Source organism: Archangium minus (genome assembly GCF_044360475.1).
Taxonomy (GTDB): domain Bacteria; phylum Myxococcota; class Myxococcia; order Myxococcales; family Myxococcaceae; genus Archangium; species Archangium minus.
In genome coordinates this window covers 8,773,262-8,792,697 of record NZ_CP043494.1, presented here as the reverse complement: position 1 = coordinate 8,792,697, position 19,436 = coordinate 8,773,262, and the positions used below count along the sequence as shown (strand labels likewise).

16 protein-coding genes and 1 pseudogene are annotated in these 19,436 nt (G+C 67.0%); 12 read left to right on the top strand and 5 right to left on the bottom strand.

The annotated features are described in order from the left end of the window. Positions 1-3: 3 nt before the first annotated feature. Positions 4-2,808 (top strand): ATP-binding protein, encoded by a 2,805-nt coding sequence (locus F0U60_RS35700; protein ID WP_395806524.1) that lies wholly within the window; start codon positions 4-6, stop codon positions 2,806-2,808. A 204-nt stretch (positions 2,809-3,012) separates the two neighbouring features. On the opposite strand, the gene F0U60_RS35695 is transcribed toward F0U60_RS35700, so the two are convergent. After that, positions 3,013-3,990 (bottom strand): DUF932 domain-containing protein, encoded by a 978-nt coding sequence (locus F0U60_RS35695; protein ID WP_395806523.1) that lies wholly within the window; start codon positions 3,988-3,990, stop codon positions 3,013-3,015. A gap of 631 nt (positions 3,991-4,621) precedes the next feature. Here F0U60_RS35695 and F0U60_RS35690 point away from each other — a divergent pair. The 11 genes and pseudogenes from F0U60_RS35690 (at position 4,622) to F0U60_RS35640 (ending at position 15,050) form a co-directional block, all read left to right on the top strand. Further along, positions 4,622-4,993 carry a hypothetical protein gene (locus tag F0U60_RS35690; RefSeq protein ID WP_395806522.1) on the top strand — a complete coding sequence of 124 codons (372 nt, stop codon included), beginning with the start codon at positions 4,622-4,624 and terminating at the stop codon, positions 4,991-4,993. 192 nt (positions 4,994-5,185) lie between these two features. Then, positions 5,186-6,346, top strand: a complete 1,161-nt coding sequence (locus F0U60_RS35685) for a serine/threonine-protein kinase (RefSeq protein WP_395806521.1) — start codon at positions 5,186-5,188, stop codon at positions 6,344-6,346. An 8-nt stretch (positions 6,347-6,354) separates the two neighbouring features. Further along, positions 6,355-6,774 (top strand): helix-turn-helix domain-containing protein, encoded by a 420-nt coding sequence (locus F0U60_RS35680; RefSeq protein WP_395806520.1) that lies wholly within the window; start codon positions 6,355-6,357, stop codon positions 6,772-6,774. 11 nt (positions 6,775-6,785) lie between these two features. After that, positions 6,786-7,199: a helix-turn-helix domain-containing protein gene (locus F0U60_RS35675; protein WP_395806519.1), complete on the top strand. Its 414-nt coding sequence runs from the start codon at positions 6,786-6,788 to the stop codon at positions 7,197-7,199. A gap of 88 nt (positions 7,200-7,287) precedes the next feature. Next, entirely contained in the window at positions 7,288-7,680 is a 393-nt protein-coding gene (locus tag F0U60_RS35670; RefSeq protein ID WP_395806518.1) for a helix-turn-helix domain-containing protein, read from the top strand. Positions 7,681-7,919: 239 nt separating this feature from the next. Next, positions 7,920-8,234: a helix-turn-helix domain-containing protein gene (locus F0U60_RS35665; RefSeq protein ID WP_395805451.1), complete on the top strand. Its 315-nt coding sequence runs from the start codon at positions 7,920-7,922 to the stop codon at positions 8,232-8,234. Positions 8,235-8,256: 22 nt separating this feature from the next. Next, on the top strand, positions 8,257-9,039 hold the full coding sequence (locus F0U60_RS35660; RefSeq protein ID WP_395805450.1) for an IS630 family transposase: 783 nt from the start codon (positions 8,257-8,259) through the stop codon (positions 9,037-9,039). A 61-nt stretch (positions 9,040-9,100) separates the two neighbouring features. Next, positions 9,101-10,165, top strand: a complete 1,065-nt coding sequence (locus F0U60_RS35655; RefSeq protein ID WP_395806517.1) for a serine/threonine protein kinase — start codon at positions 9,101-9,103, stop codon at positions 10,163-10,165. 179 nt (positions 10,166-10,344) lie between these two features. Continuing rightward, positions 10,345-11,865 carry an IS21 family transposase gene (istA, locus tag F0U60_RS35650; RefSeq protein WP_395825442.1) on the top strand — a complete coding sequence of 507 codons (1,521 nt, stop codon included), beginning with the start codon at positions 10,345-10,347 and terminating at the stop codon, positions 11,863-11,865. A 145-nt stretch (positions 11,866-12,010) separates the two neighbouring features. Then, positions 12,011-14,022, top strand: a pseudogene (istB, locus tag F0U60_RS35645) (IS21-like element helper ATPase IstB). Between the two features lie 116 nt (positions 14,023-14,138). Then, a complete protein-coding gene (locus tag F0U60_RS35640; RefSeq protein ID WP_395806516.1) occupies positions 14,139-15,050 on the top strand; it encodes a DUF2381 family protein in 912 nt (303 codons plus the stop codon). Between the two features lie 127 nt (positions 15,051-15,177). Here F0U60_RS35640 and F0U60_RS35635 read toward each other — a convergent pair whose 3' ends face one another. The 4 genes from F0U60_RS35635 to F0U60_RS35620 form a co-directional block, all read right to left on the bottom strand. Next, on the bottom strand, positions 15,178-15,609 hold the full coding sequence (locus F0U60_RS35635; RefSeq protein ID WP_395806515.1) for a hypothetical protein: 432 nt from the start codon (positions 15,607-15,609) through the stop codon (positions 15,178-15,180). 11 nt (positions 15,610-15,620) lie between these two features. After that, positions 15,621-17,111, bottom strand: a complete 1,491-nt coding sequence (locus F0U60_RS35630) for a hypothetical protein (protein WP_395806514.1) — start codon at positions 17,109-17,111, stop codon at positions 15,621-15,623. Continuing rightward, complete coding sequence (locus tag F0U60_RS35625; RefSeq protein WP_395825608.1) at positions 17,101-18,357, bottom strand: hypothetical protein; 1,257 nt, start codon at positions 18,355-18,357, stop codon at positions 17,101-17,103. Before F0U60_RS35625 ends, F0U60_RS35630 begins: the two co-directional genes overlap by 11 nt. 397 nt (positions 18,358-18,754) lie before the next feature. Beyond that, entirely contained in the window at positions 18,755-19,303 is a 549-nt protein-coding gene (locus F0U60_RS35620) for a hypothetical protein (RefSeq protein WP_395806513.1), read from the bottom strand. Positions 19,304-19,436: the final 133 nt, after the last annotated feature.

Here is a 19,436-nt window from a genome sequence, read left to right as displayed (position 1 = left end):
AACATGGCAATGAAGCCCTGGTACAAGATCGTCACCCCGCGCGAGGATCTCCGCGATGGTAAGCCGCTCGACGCGTCGGAGTTCGCGGTCCACCTCGACCACGTTCGCGATGGGCGCGCGCCGGCCGTGTACCAGAACCCGGCCGAGTTCTTCGAGCGCACGTTCCTCACGAAGAACCTCCGTGAGCTCTCCGCGCAGGTCGTGCGGCGCCTCTCCGGCGTGAAGGTTGAGACGTCGGCCATCTTCAACCTCTCCACGCAGTTCGGCGGCGGTAAGACCCACTCGCTGACCTTGCTCTTCCACCTCGCGCAGAACGGTGACGCGGCGAAGTCGTGGAAGGGCGTAAGCGGCATCCTTCAGGACGCGGGCGTGACTAGCGTGCCGAAGGCCGCGACGGCCATCTTCGTCGGCACCGAGTTCGACTCCATCAGCGGTCGTGGTGGCAACGACGGCACGCCGCTCCGCAAGACGCCGTGGGGCGAGATCGCCTTCCAGCTTGGCGGCGAGGAAGGATTCAAGCTCGTCGAGCAGCACGAGAAGGAGCTGACCGCTCCGGGCGGCGACGTCATCGAGCGCATGCTGCCCAAAGGCAAGCCGACCCTCATCCTGTTCGATGAGCTGATGAACTACGTGAGCCGCAGCCGCAAGAGTGGGCTCGCCGCGCAGCTCTACGCGTTCCTGCACAACCTCTCCGAGGTCGCCCGCGCACGCGACAACGTTGTTCTGGCCGTGTCCATCCCGGCGTCCGAGCTGGAGATGACCGCCGAGGATCAGTCGGACTTCGAGCGCTTCAAGAAGCTCCTCGATCGACTCGGCAAGGCGGTCATCATGTCGGCCGAGGCCGAGACCTCGGAGATCATCCGCCGGCGTCTCTTCGAGTGGCAGGGGCTTCCGAAGGAGGCCATCGCGACGGTCGAGGAGTACGAGGCGTGGCTGCTCGCGAACAAGCAGCAGCTTCCGAGCTGGTTCCCGGTCGAGAACGCGCGCGAGGCGCTGAAGGCGTCGTATCCGTTCCACCCGTCGCTGCTCTCGGTGTTCGAGCGCAAGTGGCAGGGACTCCCGCGCTTCCAGCAGACGCGTGGTGTGCTGCGCCTCCTTGCTCTGTGGGTCTCGAAGGCCTACAGCGAGGGCTACAAAGGCGCGCACAAGGACCCGCTCATCTCGCTCGGAACGGCGCCACTCGAAGATCCGCTGTTCCGCGCGGCGCTCTTCGAGCAGCTCGGCGAGGCCCGCCTTGAGCCCGCCGTTACCACGGATATTGCGGGCAAGGACCACGCGCACGCGTTGCGGCTAGATACGGAGGCGACGCCCGAGCTGAAGAAGGCGCGCCTGCACCGCAAGGTCGCGACCACGATCCTCTTCGAGTCGAACGGCGGCCAGCAGCGGGGGGAGGCAACGCTACCTGAGGTGCGTCTCGCCGTGGCCGAGCCCGCGCTCGACATCGGCAGCGTCGAGCAGTGCCTCGAAGCACTAACCGACAGTTGCTACTTCCTGGCGGCCGAGAAGAACCGCTACCGCTTCAGCTTCCAGCCGAACCTCAACAAGCTCCTCGCCGACCGTCGCGCGAGCGTCAGCACGGCGTCCATCGACGACGTCGTGCGCAAGGAGATCCAGAAGGTCTTCGGCGCGGGCAGCGGCATCGAGCGCGTCTATTTCCCGAAGAAGAGCAACGAGGTTCCCGACCGTCCGGTGCTCTCGCTCGTCGTGCTCGCACCGGAGAACACCGCGCCGGAGCCCGCGACAAAGAACCTCATCACGCAGATGACGACCGAGAGCGGCTCGTCCTCGCGAACCTTCAAGAGCGCGCTCATCTGGGTGGTGCCCGAGGACGCGACGACGCTGCTCGAAGAGGCACGCAAGCTCCTCGCATGGAAGGACATCGACGCTGACGCCGGCGAGCTGAAGCTCGACGAGACTCAGCAGCGCCAGCTCGCAGAGAACACAAAGCGCGCAGAGCGTGACCTCCGCGAAGCCGTGTGGAGGGCGTACAAGAACGTTTTCCTGCTTGCCGAGGACAACTCGCTCCGCAAGATCGATCTCGGGCTTGTTCACTCTAGCGCTGCGAACTCCCTGGTCGAGTTGATCCTCTCGCGCCTCAAGCAGGAGGACATTGTCGTCGAGGGCGTGAGCCCGAACTTCCTCACCCGGTACTGGCCGCCCGCGCTACCCGAGTGGAGCACGAAGTCCGTGCGCGATGCGTTCTACGCGTCGCCCAAGTTCCCGAGGCTGCTGAAGCCGGAGGCCGTGAAGGACACCATCTCGCGCGGCCTCGACGCGGGCACCGTCGCGTACGTCGGCAAGGCGAGCGACGGGAGCTACGAGCCGTTCGTCTACAAGCGCTCCCTCGGCTCCGGCGACATCGAGATCGCCGACGACGTCTACCTGATCGTTCACGAGCGCGCCGAGGAGTACGTGGCGAAGAAGGCCGCGCCCCAACCGCCCACCGGCGCCACACAGCACGTTTCGGGCGGGGCAGCGCCGAATCCCGGCACGCCGAGCCCGACGCCTACGGGCGCGTCCCAGGGCGCTACGCCGACGCCTGCTGGGGCCTCGGAGCCGCCGCCCGGAACCGAGAGCGCCGGCTTCCAGTGGACCGGCGAGATCTCGCCGCAGAAGTGGATGAACTTCTACACGAAGGTCCTCTCGCGCTTCGCCACGGCCGGCGGCCTGAAGCTCACCGTGACGGTCGACGTCGAGCCGCCCGGCGGCACCACGATGTCGAAGATCGAGGAGACGAAGGTGGCCCTGCGTGAGCTGGGGCTGCCTGAGGGTGTCAACCTGAAGCCCCGCGGCAGAGGCCGGGGATGAAGTCATCGTGTGCCAAGGCCGTGTCGTGGTTCCAGCATCTTCATCGCCCTGATGGTGTTTGTGCTCTTGGAGGAGGGGACTTCACTGCGTGATCCAGCACGGCCCCCAAAAGAAAGCGGGCGCCGTGGACGACGCCTGCCTCTTGGTACAAGGGGCTCTCACGTCACCCCAGTGCACTGTGCTCGCAGGGCGGTAGCCGCCGCCTTATGTCGCGAGCCGGATGCGAGCCGTGTCCGCGATGGCCGCCAGAGCCTGGCGCTTCAAACTGGCCGCCTTGCCCATCCAGATGGATTCCAGTCGCATCGCCTCGACGGGCTTGCCCTTTACGGAGCGGGTATTTCTGTGGTGGTCCGTCCACTCGCTGACAGCCTGGAGCGCGCCCCAGGCCGTGCCGCGGATGGAACCTTCGAGGCCCCGGCCGGCGTGGAACAGCTCGATGACCTTGTTACGCCCCTTCATCAGGCGCGGGTGCTCGGCCTCATCCTGGGGCAGCGGCATCACCACGTCGATGACGTTTCGCAGCTGGTGCTCGCTGAAGCGCGTCATGGCGAGGTGGTCGGAGAGCGCCGCGAAGCGCTCGTAGCCCTGCACCATGCGCCGGAAGGCCCGAGCAGCCTGGTCGAGTCGCACCTTTGCACTCGTGGTGTGAAGGATGTGCCACTCAGCTCCGTCCCGCTCCCCGAGTGCGACACCGATGGTGTTCTGACACACCACGCGCGTGGCGACGTTCTTGAGGGTGATCGCCGTGGTGCCGTCGTGTCCGGTGTAGCCGAGCACGTAGCGCTTGATGATGCTCTTGTCCCCGCGAACACGCATCGGCTCGGGGAGCTCCCCCAGGAGCCACCCACGCTCGCCGTGGCGGCCGAGCGTTCCCGCCGTGTGGAAGATGCAACGCACGCCGCCCGCTGCCTCCACGAGCGTGCGGGCCACCTCCGCGAACTGCACCACCTCGTAACCCTTTGAAACGGTAGACAGGTATTCGCCCGAGTCCTCCCGGAAGAGGGCCTTCCTGTCCGGGATGGCCTCCACCATGGGCGGCGAGAAGACGGGCCGCTCCACCGCCGTGTAGAAGCCGGCGGCCTCCACGATGGATTCGTAGTCGGCATTGGCCGGCAGCGGCGTGCCCAGCCCGTGCCATGGCTCCTGGCCCACATAGGCCATTTCTTTGATGTCGTGAGGCATGGTGCTCCTCCTTGTCGATGAGTGAGGACGCGCCTCGAGTCCTCGGAACGCGAGCTGGATGGGCCTGGGTCCCGCTCGTTCGCGGTGCGCTCCTCTGAATGGGTTGGAGGACTGCGGCGGTCGGTTAGCCGACGCCAGCAGGGGGAGTCCCTGCCACCGGCTTATACCGATGCGTGGACTTCCGTTTTGGCGGGTGCGGACCCATGGCTCTATGCATCGTTCACCTGCGCGTCATCGTGCCCGCTCAATTGCCCTCTCCCCGCCGAATTGCTCGACGAACACATGACGGTGACCCGGGGCCCGTCTCGCAGCGAATCGTGCAAGCCTTGAGATTCGGGGCTGGACGCTACCAGAGGAGTAACCCATTTGCTCTGGCTCCTCACGTCACGAAACGCCTTGGCTGCCATTCCTCCCTTGAAACCAGGGCTCTGCCGCTCTGACGGGTTGACTAGGGATTTGAACCTTGGTGGTAGTGCTGGGCTTTCCTTCTGCGATTGGCTGTGTTACCCGTAGCTGCACAATCCAGCTGCAACCCATACACACCGGAGGTGTTGTCATGCCGCGCGTTTCTCCCTCGCGTCGGACGGGGACTCGTCTTGCTTAGACTCCCGCCCGCTTCCCCTTGAGCCTCTTGACACTGCTCTCCCTGGTTCTGCTGTGTCCCCTCGCGTGCGCGAGCAACAGCCCGCCCCAGGCGTATGCCTCCACCCGGGATGCGCTCGCGAACCTGGACGAGTTCGGAGCGCTGCTCACGCGGGCGGGGCTTCCTCCAGAGTTGCTGCCCTCGGGACGCGAGCTGTCCCCGGAGCAGGCCAAGCAGCTCCGGTTGCAGTTCCACCTCTACCCGCTCTACCCGCCCAAGCCCGTGGAGTACGCTCCCTGGCTCGTCGCGGACGTGCTACTGCTCGACATCCCGCTCAAGAGCACCGCCGTTTCCCGGGCTGAACTGGGCCGTCGTATCCAGGAGTTCAAGCCGCTCCTCGCGCTGCGTTCCGACGGCTAGCTCGCCGAGGCACTCACCGGTAGGGCCGAGCGATGCGTAGGTCCGGTGGAGGTGAAGGACAACACCTACCGCGCTAGCGTCTACGAGCTGGGCGCCTTTTACAAGCCCAACGAGAACAACGAGCCGCAACCCGTTTCCGTTGGCGGGCAGCCCGCCGCATCCCATTAGCTGTTTCCTTGCCAAGACTCGTCCATGTCTCGCTCATCTCACGGCCCTGCTGCTCGCATCACCTTCGAGTCCGGTGGCTACCGCTACAGCGTCTTGCGCCACCTCGTCACCCATCCCCAGTACGACACCCTCCTGCTAGCCTCGCGCCAACACGAGGAGGGTGGGCCCGTCAAGCTGGTGGAGCTCAAGCCCGTGGTGTTGGAGGAGGGGAGCGAGGGGCTGGAGCGCGTGCTCGAGGAGGTACGTCTCGCCCGTTTCCTACGGCAGCCCAACATCGCCGCCGTGTACGGCTACGCGGTGCAGAACGAACTCCCCTACATCGTCATGGAGCACCTGCGTGGCTGTTATCTCCTCACCGCCATGGACGCCGCCGTGGCCGTGGGCCGCCGCCTGTCTCCTGCCTTCGCGGCCTACGTCGCCGCCGAGGTGACTGACGCGCTCGATTACGCGCACCGTGCCGTGGACGAAGCGGGCCGCCCTCTCCACCTGGTGCACCGAGCCGTGGGCCCCATGCGTATCCGCCTCGGGCGCAATGGTCGCGTCCAGCTCACCAACTTCGGCGCCGCTTATTCGGAGCTGCTCGGCCGCATCCGCTCGCCGGACGGACTCCTTCGGGGGGACCCGGCCTACATCGCCCCGGAGATTCTCCTGGGCTTCCTCCGGCCCGAGCCGGGGCAGAGGGACTTGCTCACCCCCAGAAACCTCGATGGCCGGGCGGACATCTTCTCTCTGGGTCTGGTGTTGCTGGAGATGCTGGTGGCGAGCTACCCACTCGACCCGCCCGACTCCCTGTGGCGTGACGTGAAGCGCCGCTTCCCGGCTGAAGTCCGCAGCGAGGTGCCCACCTTCATCAAGCTGGAGACACTTGCCGACCGCGTGCTGCACTTCGGCCCGGAGGAGGTGCAACGGGTGGCCGAGGAGGTGCCGACGCCACTGCGGCAGATTGTCTCCAAGGCGCTGCGCCCCAACCCCGATGAGCGCTACCCGTCCGCGGACAAGCTGCGCGACGAGCTACGCGCATACCTTGGCGGACTGCCGCAGCCCTACGGAGCGAAGGAGGCCGAGGAGGAGTTGGCCGAGATTCTCAAGGAAGCCACCGACCTCGACAAGCTGGCCGCCCACGCTGGCGTGGAGCGGGGCGTGCTCCCCGTGCCGCCCGACATCGACACCGACGACTTCCACTGAGACGCACCATGGCCCAGGTACATAAGACACAAGCGAAGCTGGCCCTTCACCTCGGAGCGATGGCACGCGAGGCGCGCACACGCGCGGGGCTGACGCAGGAGGAAGCGGCTGAGCGCATTGGCGTGGCGACGGAGGTGTACGGACGCTTGGAGCGCGGAAACATGCTCCCGAGCCTCCCCACGCTCATGCGGCTGTGCCGCGCGCTGGCCGTGGACGCCAACCCGCTGCTGGGTTTCTCGTCCTCGACGCCTCCCGCCTGGCTCACCCTTGAGGTTCCCGGTGAAGATGAACCGCCCGCGGTGCGCCTCCTTCTTCGCACGGTGCGCAAGCTGAAGCCGCGCCAACTCACCGCGCTCAGCCACGTGGCCCGCGTGCTGCTGCCCTCCTCGGGCGCACGGGCCTCGCACAAGACGAAACGCGCTTCTTGAGGGTATGGCTGATGGATATGGACGCGGCGTTGAAGAAGTACCTCGGGAATGCGGCTCGGACGGCCCGCCTGGAAAAGGGCTTCTCTCAGGCCCAGGTCGCCCAGAGCGCCGAACTGGCCACGGCTGTTTACGGCCGCATCGAGCGCGGTGAGATGATGCCCAGTCTGCCCACGGTGCAGCGGCTGTGCCGAGCGCTGGACGTGGATGCGAATACACTGCTGGGGTTCTCTTCGCCAACGCCGCCCGCATGGTTCACTTCACCGCCTCCGAAGGAGAGGCCGGCTGTCCACGAATTCCTCCGCACGGCACGCCGGATGAAACCTCGCCAACTCAGAGCGCTGCGGGGCGTGGCCCAGGCCATGCTCTCGACGAGCTCAAGCATTTCCCAACAGCCCACGCCCCCGACGCAGCATGCGCGCTGCTGACTACGGCCCACCTGAAGCTGGACCGATGAGGGACCCTCACCATCCGGCATGCGGCATGACGCTCGGAGGACGTTGGTAGATGCGACCCATGGAACTCGAACAGCTACAGCCCGAACAGCTCCAGCAATCCCTGGGAGAAGTGGCCCGAGCGGCTCGCGAGCGGCTGGGGCTCACCCAGGCCCAGGTAGCACGCCAGGCCGGAATCGCCGCCAATGTTTATGGCCGCATTGAACGCGGCGGAATGATGCCAGCCGTCCCAACTCTTCGGAAACTTGCGCGCACCCTCGGCATCTCCGCGGACGCGCTGCTCGCGTTGAGCCCCGCCGATGTGGCCGCCTCCGTCGATGCACCCGCCCCCGAGGGCAACCTGTCGCCGGAGCTGCTGCAACTCGTGAGCATGCTGCGCGGGTGGAGCCCCGCGAAGGTGAAGCGGCTGATTCGTGCGTTGAAGGTGTTGGAGAACGCGACCGACGACGAGTGAGCAGACGCAACGAGATTGGGCTGGAGCCAGGGGCTGAGCTGCACCCGGACTTTGGAGGGGTTCTGGTGTGCGCCGCCCTGGCTCTGGCCTGCTGTACGTGAGGCAGCGCCTGTGCTCCGCGCGGACACGGGCACGCGCCAGGTGCGATCCGAGAAGCGCAACCTGAGAGCCGAGTCGTGCTAGTGGAGTGTCCGCGAAGTTTTTGGACATAGTCGCGGGGGGCTGAATAACTCCGGTGGATGAGGAGACGCCCCCCACGACTCATCCACCTCTCGCCCGAAGAGGTGACGTACCTCGAGCAACTGGTGCGAGACGGACGTACCGAGCAACGCATCGCCCGGCGGGCGCGCATCCTGCTGGAGATGGCTGACCCAGCCACCATCGTCTCGGAGTTGGCCGACCGACTCGGCCAGGACCGCAGGACCATCTGGGCACTGTGTCGTCGCTTCGAAGCTCTCGGCGTGGATGTAGTGAAGGACTCCTACCGCCCCGGGCGACCGCGGGAGCTTTCCCCCCCTCCAGCGAGTCGAGGTAGAGCGCCTGGCGTGCAGTGAGCCGGCTGGAGTAGGGCTGCACATGACCCACTGGTCCACGCGTAGTCTGGCGCGTGCTGCTCGCCTGAAGGGTATCGCCCCCGCCATTTCACACTCCACGGTAGCTGTCATCCTTCGGGATGCCGCCCTGCAACCGCATCGCTCCCGGTACTGGAAGACACCGACTCCTGATGACGCCTTCCGCCACCAGGCCGCGCAGATTCTCTGGTGTTACGAGCAGGCCCAGAGGCTGGCCGCACGAGGTGAGGTGGTTTTGTGCCTGGACGAGAAGCCCAACATCCAGGTGCTGGAGCGTAACCATCCCTCGCGCTCGACGAGGCCTGGGCTCATCGAGAAACAAGAGTTCGAGTACACACGGCACGGCACGGTGAACTTCCTGGTGAAGTTGGTGGTGCATACCGGCCAGATGCGGGGCTGGTGCCTGGAGCGCAACGACGGCGCTTGCCTGCGAGCAGTGCTCCCCCAACTGCTTGGGGACCACAGCGACGCGCACCGCATCCACCTCATCTGGGATGGAGGTTCCAGCCACGTCGCCCGGGAGACTCTCGACTTCCTGTACAGCAACTACCCTCATGTCCGGGTGCTCTTCACGCCCGCTCACGCCTCCTGGCTCAACCAAGCCGAATTGCTGCTGCGCGCCTTCGCAGCGCACTACCTGCAGCGGGGAAGCTGGGCCAACCGTGACGAGCTCATCGAGCACCTCGACGCCAGCTGGCCCGAATACAACCGCCTCTACGCCCACCCGTTCACCTGGTCGTGGACTCGCTCCAAGATGCACGAGTGGGTGGATCGCCGCCTCTTGTGACTATGTCCAAAAACTTCGCGGACACTCCACTAGCCTCCAACTCCGGAGGTCGACTCATTCCATGCAACTCCCGCCGTTCAAGCAGCCCGAGTCCGGGGACATTGTTGGTGACTACCGCCTCACGTCGAGGCTGGGCGATGGCGGACAGGGGCTCGTCTTCAAGGCCGAGCGCGCGGGCCGCTTCTTCGTCATCAAGTTCTTCCGCGCCCGCGAGCTGGACGCATGGGGCCTCATGGAGGTGTCCATCCTCCAGAAGTTCAAGCACCCCAACATCGTCCGCGTCCGTGGCTACGACCGCTGGCCGGATCCGGACCACGGTTACTTCTACATCGTCATGGAATGGGTGGACGGCCTGACGCTGGAGCAGTACGCCCTCACGGAAAACCCGTGTGCCCGCCGGTGCGCGGGCCTCATGCTGACACTGGCCCGCACCCTCGGGGCGGTGCATCGCAAGAATGTCCTTCACCGTGACATCAAGCGCGACAACATCATCATTCGCTCGCGCAACGCGGAGCCCGTGCTGGTGGACTTCGGCATAGGCGCCGTGGCCGACGCCACCCCGGTGCCCGGCTCCAGCGTGCTTCCACCCGGAACGCAGGAGTACGTGAGCCCCGAGGCGTGGCGCTTCCTCGGGGAGCACGCGGGCGATCCGGTGAACTACAAGTCCCAGGTGTCCGACGAGCTGTGGGCCCTGGGCGTCACCTTCTACTGGCTCCTCACCAACCGGCTGCCCTTTGGCACCCGGCGCAACCCTCTCATGGTGAAGGCGATTCTCAGCACGACTCCTCCGGCTCCGCACGAGTTCAATCCTCGGGTGCCCAAGGCTCTGTCCGACGTGTGCATGCGCATGTTGGAGAAGGAGCCCGCCGTGCGCTTCCCGGACATGGCGGCGCTGTGCGCGGCGCTCGAGTCGGCGTTGGCCGCGGCCCAGGGCGATGCGAGCTGGGACGTGCCACTGGGCAACCCGGACGCGCCAGAAGAGGCGATGGCGGACGAGATTCCAGCGCAGGTGCCCTGGGACGAGGAGGAGCTCGTGGTGCGCAGGTGCTTCGCACCGCCGCGACGCGGACAGAATGCGTGCACCGGACCATGTGGAACACCGATTCCGGGGCAAGTGGAACACTGATTCCGGAGCATGTGGAACGCCCATTCCGGCCATGTGGAACACCGATTCCGGGGCAAGTGGAACGCACTCTGGAAGTAGGTGGCAGGATGGGAAACCCAGTGGAGCGTTGACGGTGCTGGACGAGCCGCCGCCTCTGACCTCCCCTCAAGGAGGTGTTGATGGCGGCAGAGAGGCTGTCCATGCGCAAGCTGAGAGAGTTGTTGAGGCAGAGGTTGGAGCTGAAGCTGTCGGTGCGGGAGATTGCCCGGAGCCTGGGAATCGGCGTGGGCACGGTCAACCGCTACCTGTACCGGGCGCAGGCGGCGAAGCTGACGAGCTGGCCGCTGCCGCCGGAACTGGACAACGACACCGCCCTCACGGCGCTGCTGTTCGCGGATGAGGGCAAGGTGGTGGCGAGCCGGCCCGAGCCGGACTGGGCGCATGTGCACGCGGAACTCAGGCGCAAGGGCGTCACCAAGTTACTGTTGTGGCAGGAGTACCGGGAGGAGCACCCGGAGGGCTACCAGTACAGCCAGTTCTGCGAGCGCTACGCGCGATGGGCCAAGAGCGTGAGCGTCACCATGCGCCAGGAGCACCGGGCCGGGGAAAAGTGCTTCATGGACTTCAGCGGCGATGGGCTGCAAGTCCACGACGCGGTGAGCGGCGAGGTGCGGGTGGCGAAGCTGTACGTGGCGGTGCTGGGGGCGAGCAACTACACGTACGTGGAGCCCGTCTTCAGCGAGGACGTGGGCACGTGGGTGGGGTGCAACCAGAGGGCGTTCGCGTACTTCGGAGGGGTGCCGGAGATGGCGGTGCCCGACAACCTGAAGGCGGCAGTGACGCGAGCCAACCGGTACGAGCCGGACATCAACCCCAGCTACGCGGACATGGCGCGGCACTACGGCTTCGCGGTGGTGCCGGCGAGGCCGCGCAAGCCGCGGGACAAGGCGAAGGCGGAGAACGGGGTGCTGCTGGCCGAGAGGTGGATTCTGGCGGCGCTGCGCAACCGGCGCTTCGCCTCGCTGGGTGAGGTGCGCGAGGCGGTGGCGGAGCTGCTGGAGAAGTTGAACACGAGGCCCATGCGTAAGCTGGGCAAGAGCCGCCGGCAACTCTTCGAGGAGGTGGAGAGGGCGGCCCTCAAACCGCTGCCGGACAAGCCCTACGAGCTGGCGCACTGGAAGAAGGCGCGCGTCAACGTGGACTACCACGTGGAGCTGGAGGGGCACTGCTACAGCGTGCCGTACGGGCTGGTGGGGCAGCAGGTGGAGGTGCGCTACACGCCCTCGTGCGTGGAGGTGTTGCTGGGCGGCCGGCGCGTGGCCAGCCACGTGCGCAGCCAGCAGCGCGGAGGCTTCACCACGCTGGCCGAACACATGCCCAAGAGTCACCGCGCACATGCGGAGTGGACGCCGAGCCGGATTCTCTCGTGGGCCTCCACGCTGGGCCCCAGCACGGCGGCGCTGGTGGAGGAGCTGATGAAGCGCCGGCCCCACCCCGAGCAGGGCTTCCGCTCGGCCCTGGGCGTCATCCGTCTGGCTGAGCGCCACGGGCCACAACGCGTGGAGAAGGCGTGCGCCAGGGCCGTGCGCCACCGCGCCTACAGTTACAAGTCCGTGGCCGCCATCCTCCAGCACCACCTCGAGGAGATGGAGTCGGCACCCGAGGACAAAGGCCCGCTGCCCGCGCACGAGAACGTGCGCGGCGCCGACTACTACCACTGACACTTCCCGCGCCCGGCCACGGTGCGCGGACAGAGCTCCGCGGTGCCAGCCTTCGCGGCCCGGTGCCTCGGAGTACGCCTGCGCGCGCCCTTCGGGCGCGCTCCGGCGCGGCAACACCCAACAACCCCAACGAGGAGAAGAGACGATGCTGGTGGAACAGACGCTGGAGAAGCTCAACGCGATGAAGTTGTACGGCATGGCCCACTACCTACGCACCTGGACGGAGCGGACAGCCGACAAGGAGGTGGGCCCGACGGACCTGGTGGGCCTGCTGGTGGATGCCGAGTGGGTGCACCGGGAGAACAAGAAGCTCACCTCGCGCCTGCGCACCGCGCGGCTGCGCCAGACGGCGTGCCTGGAGGACATCGACTACGGCCTGGCGCGGGGCTGACCAAGGCCCAGGTGCTGGAGCTGTCCACCTCACGCTGGGTGGCGCAGGCGCAGAACGTGCTGGTGACGGGCCCCACCGGCGTGGGCAAGAGCTTCCTGGCGTGCGCGCTGGGACAGAGGGCGTGCCGCGACGGTTACGGCGTGGTGTACCGCCGCGCCTCGCGTCTCTTCGACGAGCTGGCGCAGGCTCGTGCCGACGGCACCTACCCGCACCTGCTGCGCAGGCTCGCCAAGGCCCAGGTGCTGATTCTCGACGACTTCGGCCTGGAGCCCCTGGGCGCCAGCGAGCGCAAGGAACTGCTGGAAGTGTTGGAGGACAGGTATGGCTCCGGTGCCACCGTGGTGACCTCCCAGCTTGATACGAAGGACTGGCACGCGGTGATTGGCGACGCCACCGTGGCCGATGCCATCCTCGACCGGCTGGTGCACAACGCCCATCGCCTCAAGCTCACCGGCGACTCGGTGCGCGACCCGGAAAGGAATTTGACCCGGTCCAAGAAGGGGCGAAGTGAACCCCGGCCAGCGTCGCTGACGCTCCGACTGTTCCACATGGCCGGAACGGGTGTTCCACTTCGCCCGGAATGGGTGTTCCACTTCGCCGGAATACGCAGACAGAAGAAGCAGGGCGACGAGGAGCGCTGTCCCCCTGTTGTTGGCCCGCCTGTGCTGCCCGCAGCGCCTCCAAGCCCCGCGCCGGTGGCCGAGGCCCTGGCGGCGCGCATTGCGGCCATATTTCCCGCCCATGCCTGGGAAGGCGTGCCGTTCCCCGAGGAGGAGGTGCCGGCTCCGCCGTTGCCGGCGGTGCAGGGCTCCGTGGCTCCCGCGCCGGCTGTCGTCGCCTCCCAGGTGGAGGATGCAGGACCCACGCGCGAGGCCGCTCCGAGGCGAGGGTTATTGAGGCTCGCAGTCTCGCGGGCCTTCCCCACCTTCGTGGGCAGTCTGCCCGTGCGCGCCGTGGCCTTGGACGGCCTACGCCGGGCGGCGTTGGTGCTGGTGTTGATGGCAGTGGCGGCTGCGGCCAGCGCGGGGGCGGTTCTTGCCGCCTCTCCCTCCTCTCAGGCTGGTGGCATGGCGCAGCGCCACGTTGCACCAGAACCTCCTACGTCTTCCAGCAACAAGCCGACTTTCTACGCCTACCTTGCTCGGGAATTGGCGGTTTCGCGGGACTCGCCACAAGCTGGCGGGAGCGCGGTGCTGTTTTTGCCTCCCACCCCCGCGCCCGTCTTCACCACCGCCATGCTTAGCAAGGAAGACCTCAGCGTGAATACCCCCGAGAAGCCCCAGCCCCAGGCCAGGCGTGCTCGATTCGCGGAGAAGTGCGTCACCGCGGCCTGCTGTGCCGTGCTCGGCGGCTGCACTGGTGCCCCCGTGCGCCCCACGCCCAAGCCCGCGGACTGCCCCTCCAAGGCCGTGGAGACCATGGAGCGGAAACTGGACATTGACGTGTGGGACAGCTCCACGGCGGCGCTCCCCGTCATTGGCGGGCCGCAATACACCCCCGTGCGCGAGGGCTTCACCTCCATTGCGCTGACGCGTCGGTTTGGGACTCTGCCCGTCGGCACGGTGCTCTCCGGAAATCTTCTCTTCGGCGAGGATCGTGTCTACGGGCGCTTCACCCAGGCCCGCACGCCCGATGGGGACACGTACCCCGTGTGCATCCAGTTCGTGAGGGATGGCAAGCCTGGCCTCCCCATGGAGTCCAGCAGTGCCAAGGAGGTAAAGGTGGGCTCCCACTTCTCCGTGATAGCCGTCGAGCAATTCCAGTAGTGCGCCTGGACGCTCGACGAGCAGAGGGCTGCGCCTACGGGCGGGGGGGCGGGCGAGGTGTGGTAGAGGCGGAGGACGCCGGGTTTCACCCCGCGCCCCCTGGAGGTTGATGTCCCGTGCCCCTCGCGTCCTCCGCTGGCCTTCTGGCCATGGCCCTGCTCGCCGTCCCCCCTGATGCCGAACTCGCTCCCCGTGCCTTCTGCGCGGCGGGAGACCTGCGTGTCGAGCTCGGTGCGGACGCCACCAAGGTGCCGGTGTTGTGCATCCACCCCGAGATGTCCACCAACCTCTTCTTCGACGCGAAGCTGGCGCGCGTGGAACTGGAGGGACGCGAGCGATTCCGGCGGGTACTCGAGGGCGACGATGGGCTCACGCTCGTTCCGTCGGAGGAAATGCACGACGCGGAGCCCGTGCACCTCACCATCTACTTCCGGGATGGAGCAGCCCCGGCGAGCGCCAACTTCCTTCTCGTGATGCACCCGGCGCTCGCCGCCCGGCAGGTGGATGTCATCCGTCTCACGCGCCCAGTGGCGTTCTACAAGCAGGCGGCACGGGAGGCGGAGGACAGGGCTCGCCAGTGCGACGAAGACAAGGTGCGGATGCGGGCAGAGTACGGCGGGCCCGGGGGGCTCCGGGGTTTGCGCCTCGCGGGCCTCATGGACGAGCAGACTGCGGTTGCCGTCAAGGAAATCACTGACCTGATCAAAAGGAAGCCCCGCAGCGCGCTGGATGTGCAGAACGCCTGGTCCTACCGCGCGAAGGGCCGGGTCATGGCCGAGTTGCAGCTCGTCAACCCGGGCCCGAAGCCGTGGACGCCGGTGGAAGCCGTGCTGCGGGGACCCAATGGCGAGGAACTGAAACCACTCCCCCTCTGGAAGCCCGAGCCCATTCTCCTGGGTCCGGACGGTGGCCTCGTGATGGTGGAAGTGGAGGCGACCAAGAAGCAGGCCCAGGGCGCCTACACCCTGACGCTGTGGGACGCCGACAGGCGCGCCGTTACTCTGGAGAACGTGACGTTCCCCCAGTAGGTGCCGCCCACCGCGACGGCTTGACCCGACCGAGCTTCTGCCTGGGCAGCTTCTCAATAGCGCCCCAACGCTCGTCCACAACGGACGCTCGGCGCCGTCGTCCGCGCTCGCGTGCCGTCGTCTACGCTCAGTCTTGCATGCGCTTGGCGGCTTCTTCTGCGGACATCGGCGGTTGCGCCGCACCGAAAAAGAACGTCAAGTCATATGCTGTTCCAGCGAGTTCTCCTTCAATGTGAACATGATCTACATCGGCCATGCCATCGCGATAGGCGCGCAAGAGCACTGTTTGTAGGTACTCCGCTTGGGTTCGAGACAGATCGAACCGCAGTTTGTTTGTTCCGCCGCGAGAGACGGCGCTCCGCTTTACGCGCTTGTCTGCCAGTAATGACAGAAGCAGAGTCCCACCATTGGGAGAACGCACCGTCAGGGATTCAGCAAGTCCCTGGAGGAGGAGCGAGATCTCGAGCGTCCAGACCCCGAAGCGCTCCTGCATGATCTCCACAACGGCTTCTCTCTGTCCGAAGATGATCTCGTCATCAGAAGCAAGAAAACGGTTCATTTTCTATCCCGCTACCATCTCAAGTGCCAGTTCTCCAGAACCTCACCCGTCTTGGGGTCCAGGCGTTCGACGTGGACGTGTGGTGTATCACCCGGCCTGTGTCCCTGGAGATCTTCCGGCTTGGCTCGATACTGCCACTTTCCATCTCGGCTCCGGAGCTTTCCAGGCTCGAGCTCAACTGGATCTTTCCCGATCTTCTGTCTCGCCAAGGCCCTCGCTTCCCGCTCTGATGAGAACTTGGCTGAGTGGTTCTGCGTTCGAGCTGACGCATAGTCCTGCGGGTAGTCTCTAGCAGATGAGCGTGCTTCATCTGTCCCCGTGCTGGCCCGCTGGAGGATGATTGCTGCTCCCGGCCCGCCGCTCAGCACCGTGGCCATCTTGCCAACGGGCACTACCACGCGTTCTACCACCAGCAAGCCCTCGGCCGAGAGGGACAGCACCGGCACGGTGGCCTCCAGCCCGCCCAACGCCCGCGTCAACGTGCTGGTGGTGCCCCCGGCTGTGCCAAAGGCGAGAATGAGGTTGGTCGTCAGCTTGGAGACCGCCTTCACCTGCTCGCCCCGAGTCATGTACCGGAAGCGCTCGAGGTACTCGGGCGAGGAGGCGATGAGGGCCACGATTCCCGCGGGGAGGTGTTGCAGCGCCGCGATGCTGTCCAGCGGGCGCGTGAGCAGTTGGCCCATGGCATGGTACAGATCGACGAAAGCTTCCTCCGCGCCATCCAGCGAGCGGCCGATGTAGTCGGCGTCGTCGTACACCTCGGCCAGCCCGGGCCCAGCCATGACGGGACGCAGTTGCGCGTCCGCCAGCCGGAAGACCCACCCATCGACGGTGTAGAAGCGGCCCAGCTCGAAGGAGCCAGCGCGGAATGCTTCCTCCTTCCACTCCACCGGGCCCACCTTCTGTTGCGTGCGTCCGCTGAGTGTCCAGGCGAGGTAGCCGTCCGGTCGCAGCACGGCCACGCTCCTGAAGCGCTCCACCCGGCGCAGCAGCTCCTCGCGGGAGACCTCCCCACCCTCCAGCACCTCTCGCAGCAGGTGGCAGGCGGCCATGCGCGGCGGGAACGAACCCAGTGTCACGGGCTTGTTCAGCAGCACCATCAGCACCCGGGCCGCCTCCTGGGGCGTAAGGGGAACTCCTCGCGGCGGCTCGTCGTTGGCGTTGTCGAGGCCCGCGAGCAGCAGCAGGTACTCGAAGGCGTCCGCCTGCCTGGCACCGCTAGCCACTGCGCGCACGGCCATTTCAGCCGGGCTCACCATGGCCACCTCCGTGCCCTGTACGCGCTCACCCCGTCGGCGGAGCAGCCTCGCTGGTGCATTCGAACCCGTGGCCGCGTGCTGGGCGTCATCACGCACCTCGCCCGCCAACCCGGGGGAGGCACGCGGGTTGCGATCCAGGAGCGCACTGCGTCCCGCAGGTGGCGTCACCGTGATGCAGCCGGTGGACAGCACGACGGCCCCGAGAACCAGGGCCACCCACTTCCGCGCCAGCTCAGCGGGCATGGTCCACCCCCAGGCCCAGGGACGCGAAGGCGCCCGGGTGCAGCGCCCCGTCCGGCGCCGGGAACAGCAACGTGCCGCCCTGGCCCACCGCGTACAGCCACCCGCCAAAGCGCCAACGCACCTCGCCCGAATACAGGTAGTTCGCCCCCGGCCTGCCCACCCCGATGGCGAGCGCGCTGACGGCCACCTCCACGCGCCGCTCGGCGAGCTGCGCCGCGAGCCGCCCGTCCACGTCCACGCGTCCCCAGGTAAACGCCTCCACCGCCAGGGAGAGGTGCAGGTGTCGTTGCCGCAACCCGCCAAGTCGCACCGCATCCCACCCCACCACCGCCTCGCCGTACACCGAGAAGCCTTCGGGAAAGGGCGCCTCCACGACTGGCAATCCGGAAGGGCCCGCCGCGCGGAAGCGCGCCAGCTCGTAGTCCGGGCCGAAGAGGCCCTGGCGAAAGCCTCCATGCTGCCCTCGCACCTCGAGCCTCAGCCGTGCGTCCAACGTGGCCGTCACCGCATCCGCACCCACGCCGGCCACCGCGCCCCAGGCCCCGCCCACGCCCGGACGCCCACCCCAGCCCGCCAGCACATGCATCTCGTAGCCCGGGCGCACCACCAGCACCGCCGTTCCATCCAGGTGCGCCAGCGTCACCTGGGGAGAGTGGCCTCCGGCTCGCCCCCAGTCGTGCACCGCGGACAGCGCCAGCGTGTAGCGCCCCGGCTGCTCCTGCGGGCCCGTGAAGAGGTGTGCCAGGTCGAGCGCCACCTCCGCGCCCATGAGGCGCGCGCCCAGCACGTCCGAGGAAAACGCCTCCGCGTAGAGGGGCCCCAGCGTGCCGGTGAGAAAGGCTCCAGCCGGGTGGTAGTCCGGATTGGTGCGGTTGGAGTACCGCCGTACCAGGTGCCCGGAAAGGAGGTTGTAGCTGTCGAGGGCGCCCGCCCACAGCCCCACCGGGGAGGCATCCGAGCCCAGCTTGAGGGCACGTACCACCTGGCCCCAATCCGAGAGGCTGTCCCAGTCCTCGCGGCGCACCAACCCGGCGCCCGGAGTTCCGCCACCCAGCCGCAGCCGCACCGGAGCGCCCAGGTTGACGCCGAGCTCCTCGCCGCCGTCCAGCACCAGCATGGGGGTCAGTTGGGCATAGCGTTCCACTCCACCCGTCCCGCCACCCGGCAGCAGCGCAAACCCGGTGGCCTCCAGGCGCGCCAGGTAGTGCAGGCGTCTGGTCGAGGATGCTGGGAGCGGTGGCTTCATTGCCCCAGCAGGCGGGTTATCGGGCCCTTCCGCCTGAGAGAGGAGCAGTAGCACCAGCAGCGTGGACGTCATCAGCGCCTCCGATGGATGACGCCCATTCTATCGGGCGGCCCTGACAAATCCGGACAGACTGGACAGCGCGGGCAAAAGGCGCCTCGTGTCGTAGGGTCCGTAACCCAACCGCAAGGGTCACCTGGAGCAGCTCGATGAGCCCTCCCGGTGCAGAAGGCGAGCGCATGCCCCTCGCGCTTTCTGGCCTTTCCGCAGCCCCGGCCCGGAGGCGTGCTGACACTCCGAGCAGCCACTGACCTCGCGCGAGAGCACCTCGGGGCCAAAAAAGGCCGGGGGGCTCGTGGGCCACGACCGGCATGCAACTGCGAGAGGGCAGGGGCGTGCGTCAGGGCGCACGCGTCTCGGGCGCGGTGCTCCCGTTGTTGCCCTTGCGCCTGTTGTTGGAGGTGGGCTTCTTGGCCGTCTCCTCCTGCCGGCGCGGGGTCTCGGCGGCGGTGCGCTGGCGCCCAGGCACGGCGAAGACCTCGCCCTTGTCCTTGCCGTGGAGGAATTGCTCCACCGCGTCCTGCCTTCGTGCCAGGTCCGCCACGGCCTCACGAAGCTCCCGCGTCTCGCGCCGTTGCGCGTCCAGCTCGCCCTGGAAGTTCTCCGCCATGGAGCCGAGCTCCTCGTGAACGTCCTTGATCAGCCCTTTGAATTCGGTCACTGCGGTGGTGTTCAGGGCGAGCTTGTCCAGCAGCTCCGCGTGCTTCTTGTCGGCCGTCTCGAGCACTCTCGTCGGGCCCTGGGGGCGCTCCTGGTTGCGCTCGTCGGACTCATCCGCGAGCCAGCGGCTGATCCGCTCGCGGTTGACGTAGCCCGCGACGCCCAAGGTGGTTGCAGCCGCGGCGGCGATCTTGCCGAGGTTGTTGGCGATGATGGGGAGGAAGACCATGAGGACTCCGGGTGTGGCCGGGAAGAATTTCCCGAGCTCAAGATCTGATACCCAGTGGTGCCCTCGGATTTCGGATCCTGGGAGGGTAGGGCGGCTGGCGTCCGTTCTTTCATCGGCGCCGCCCTCGTCGCTG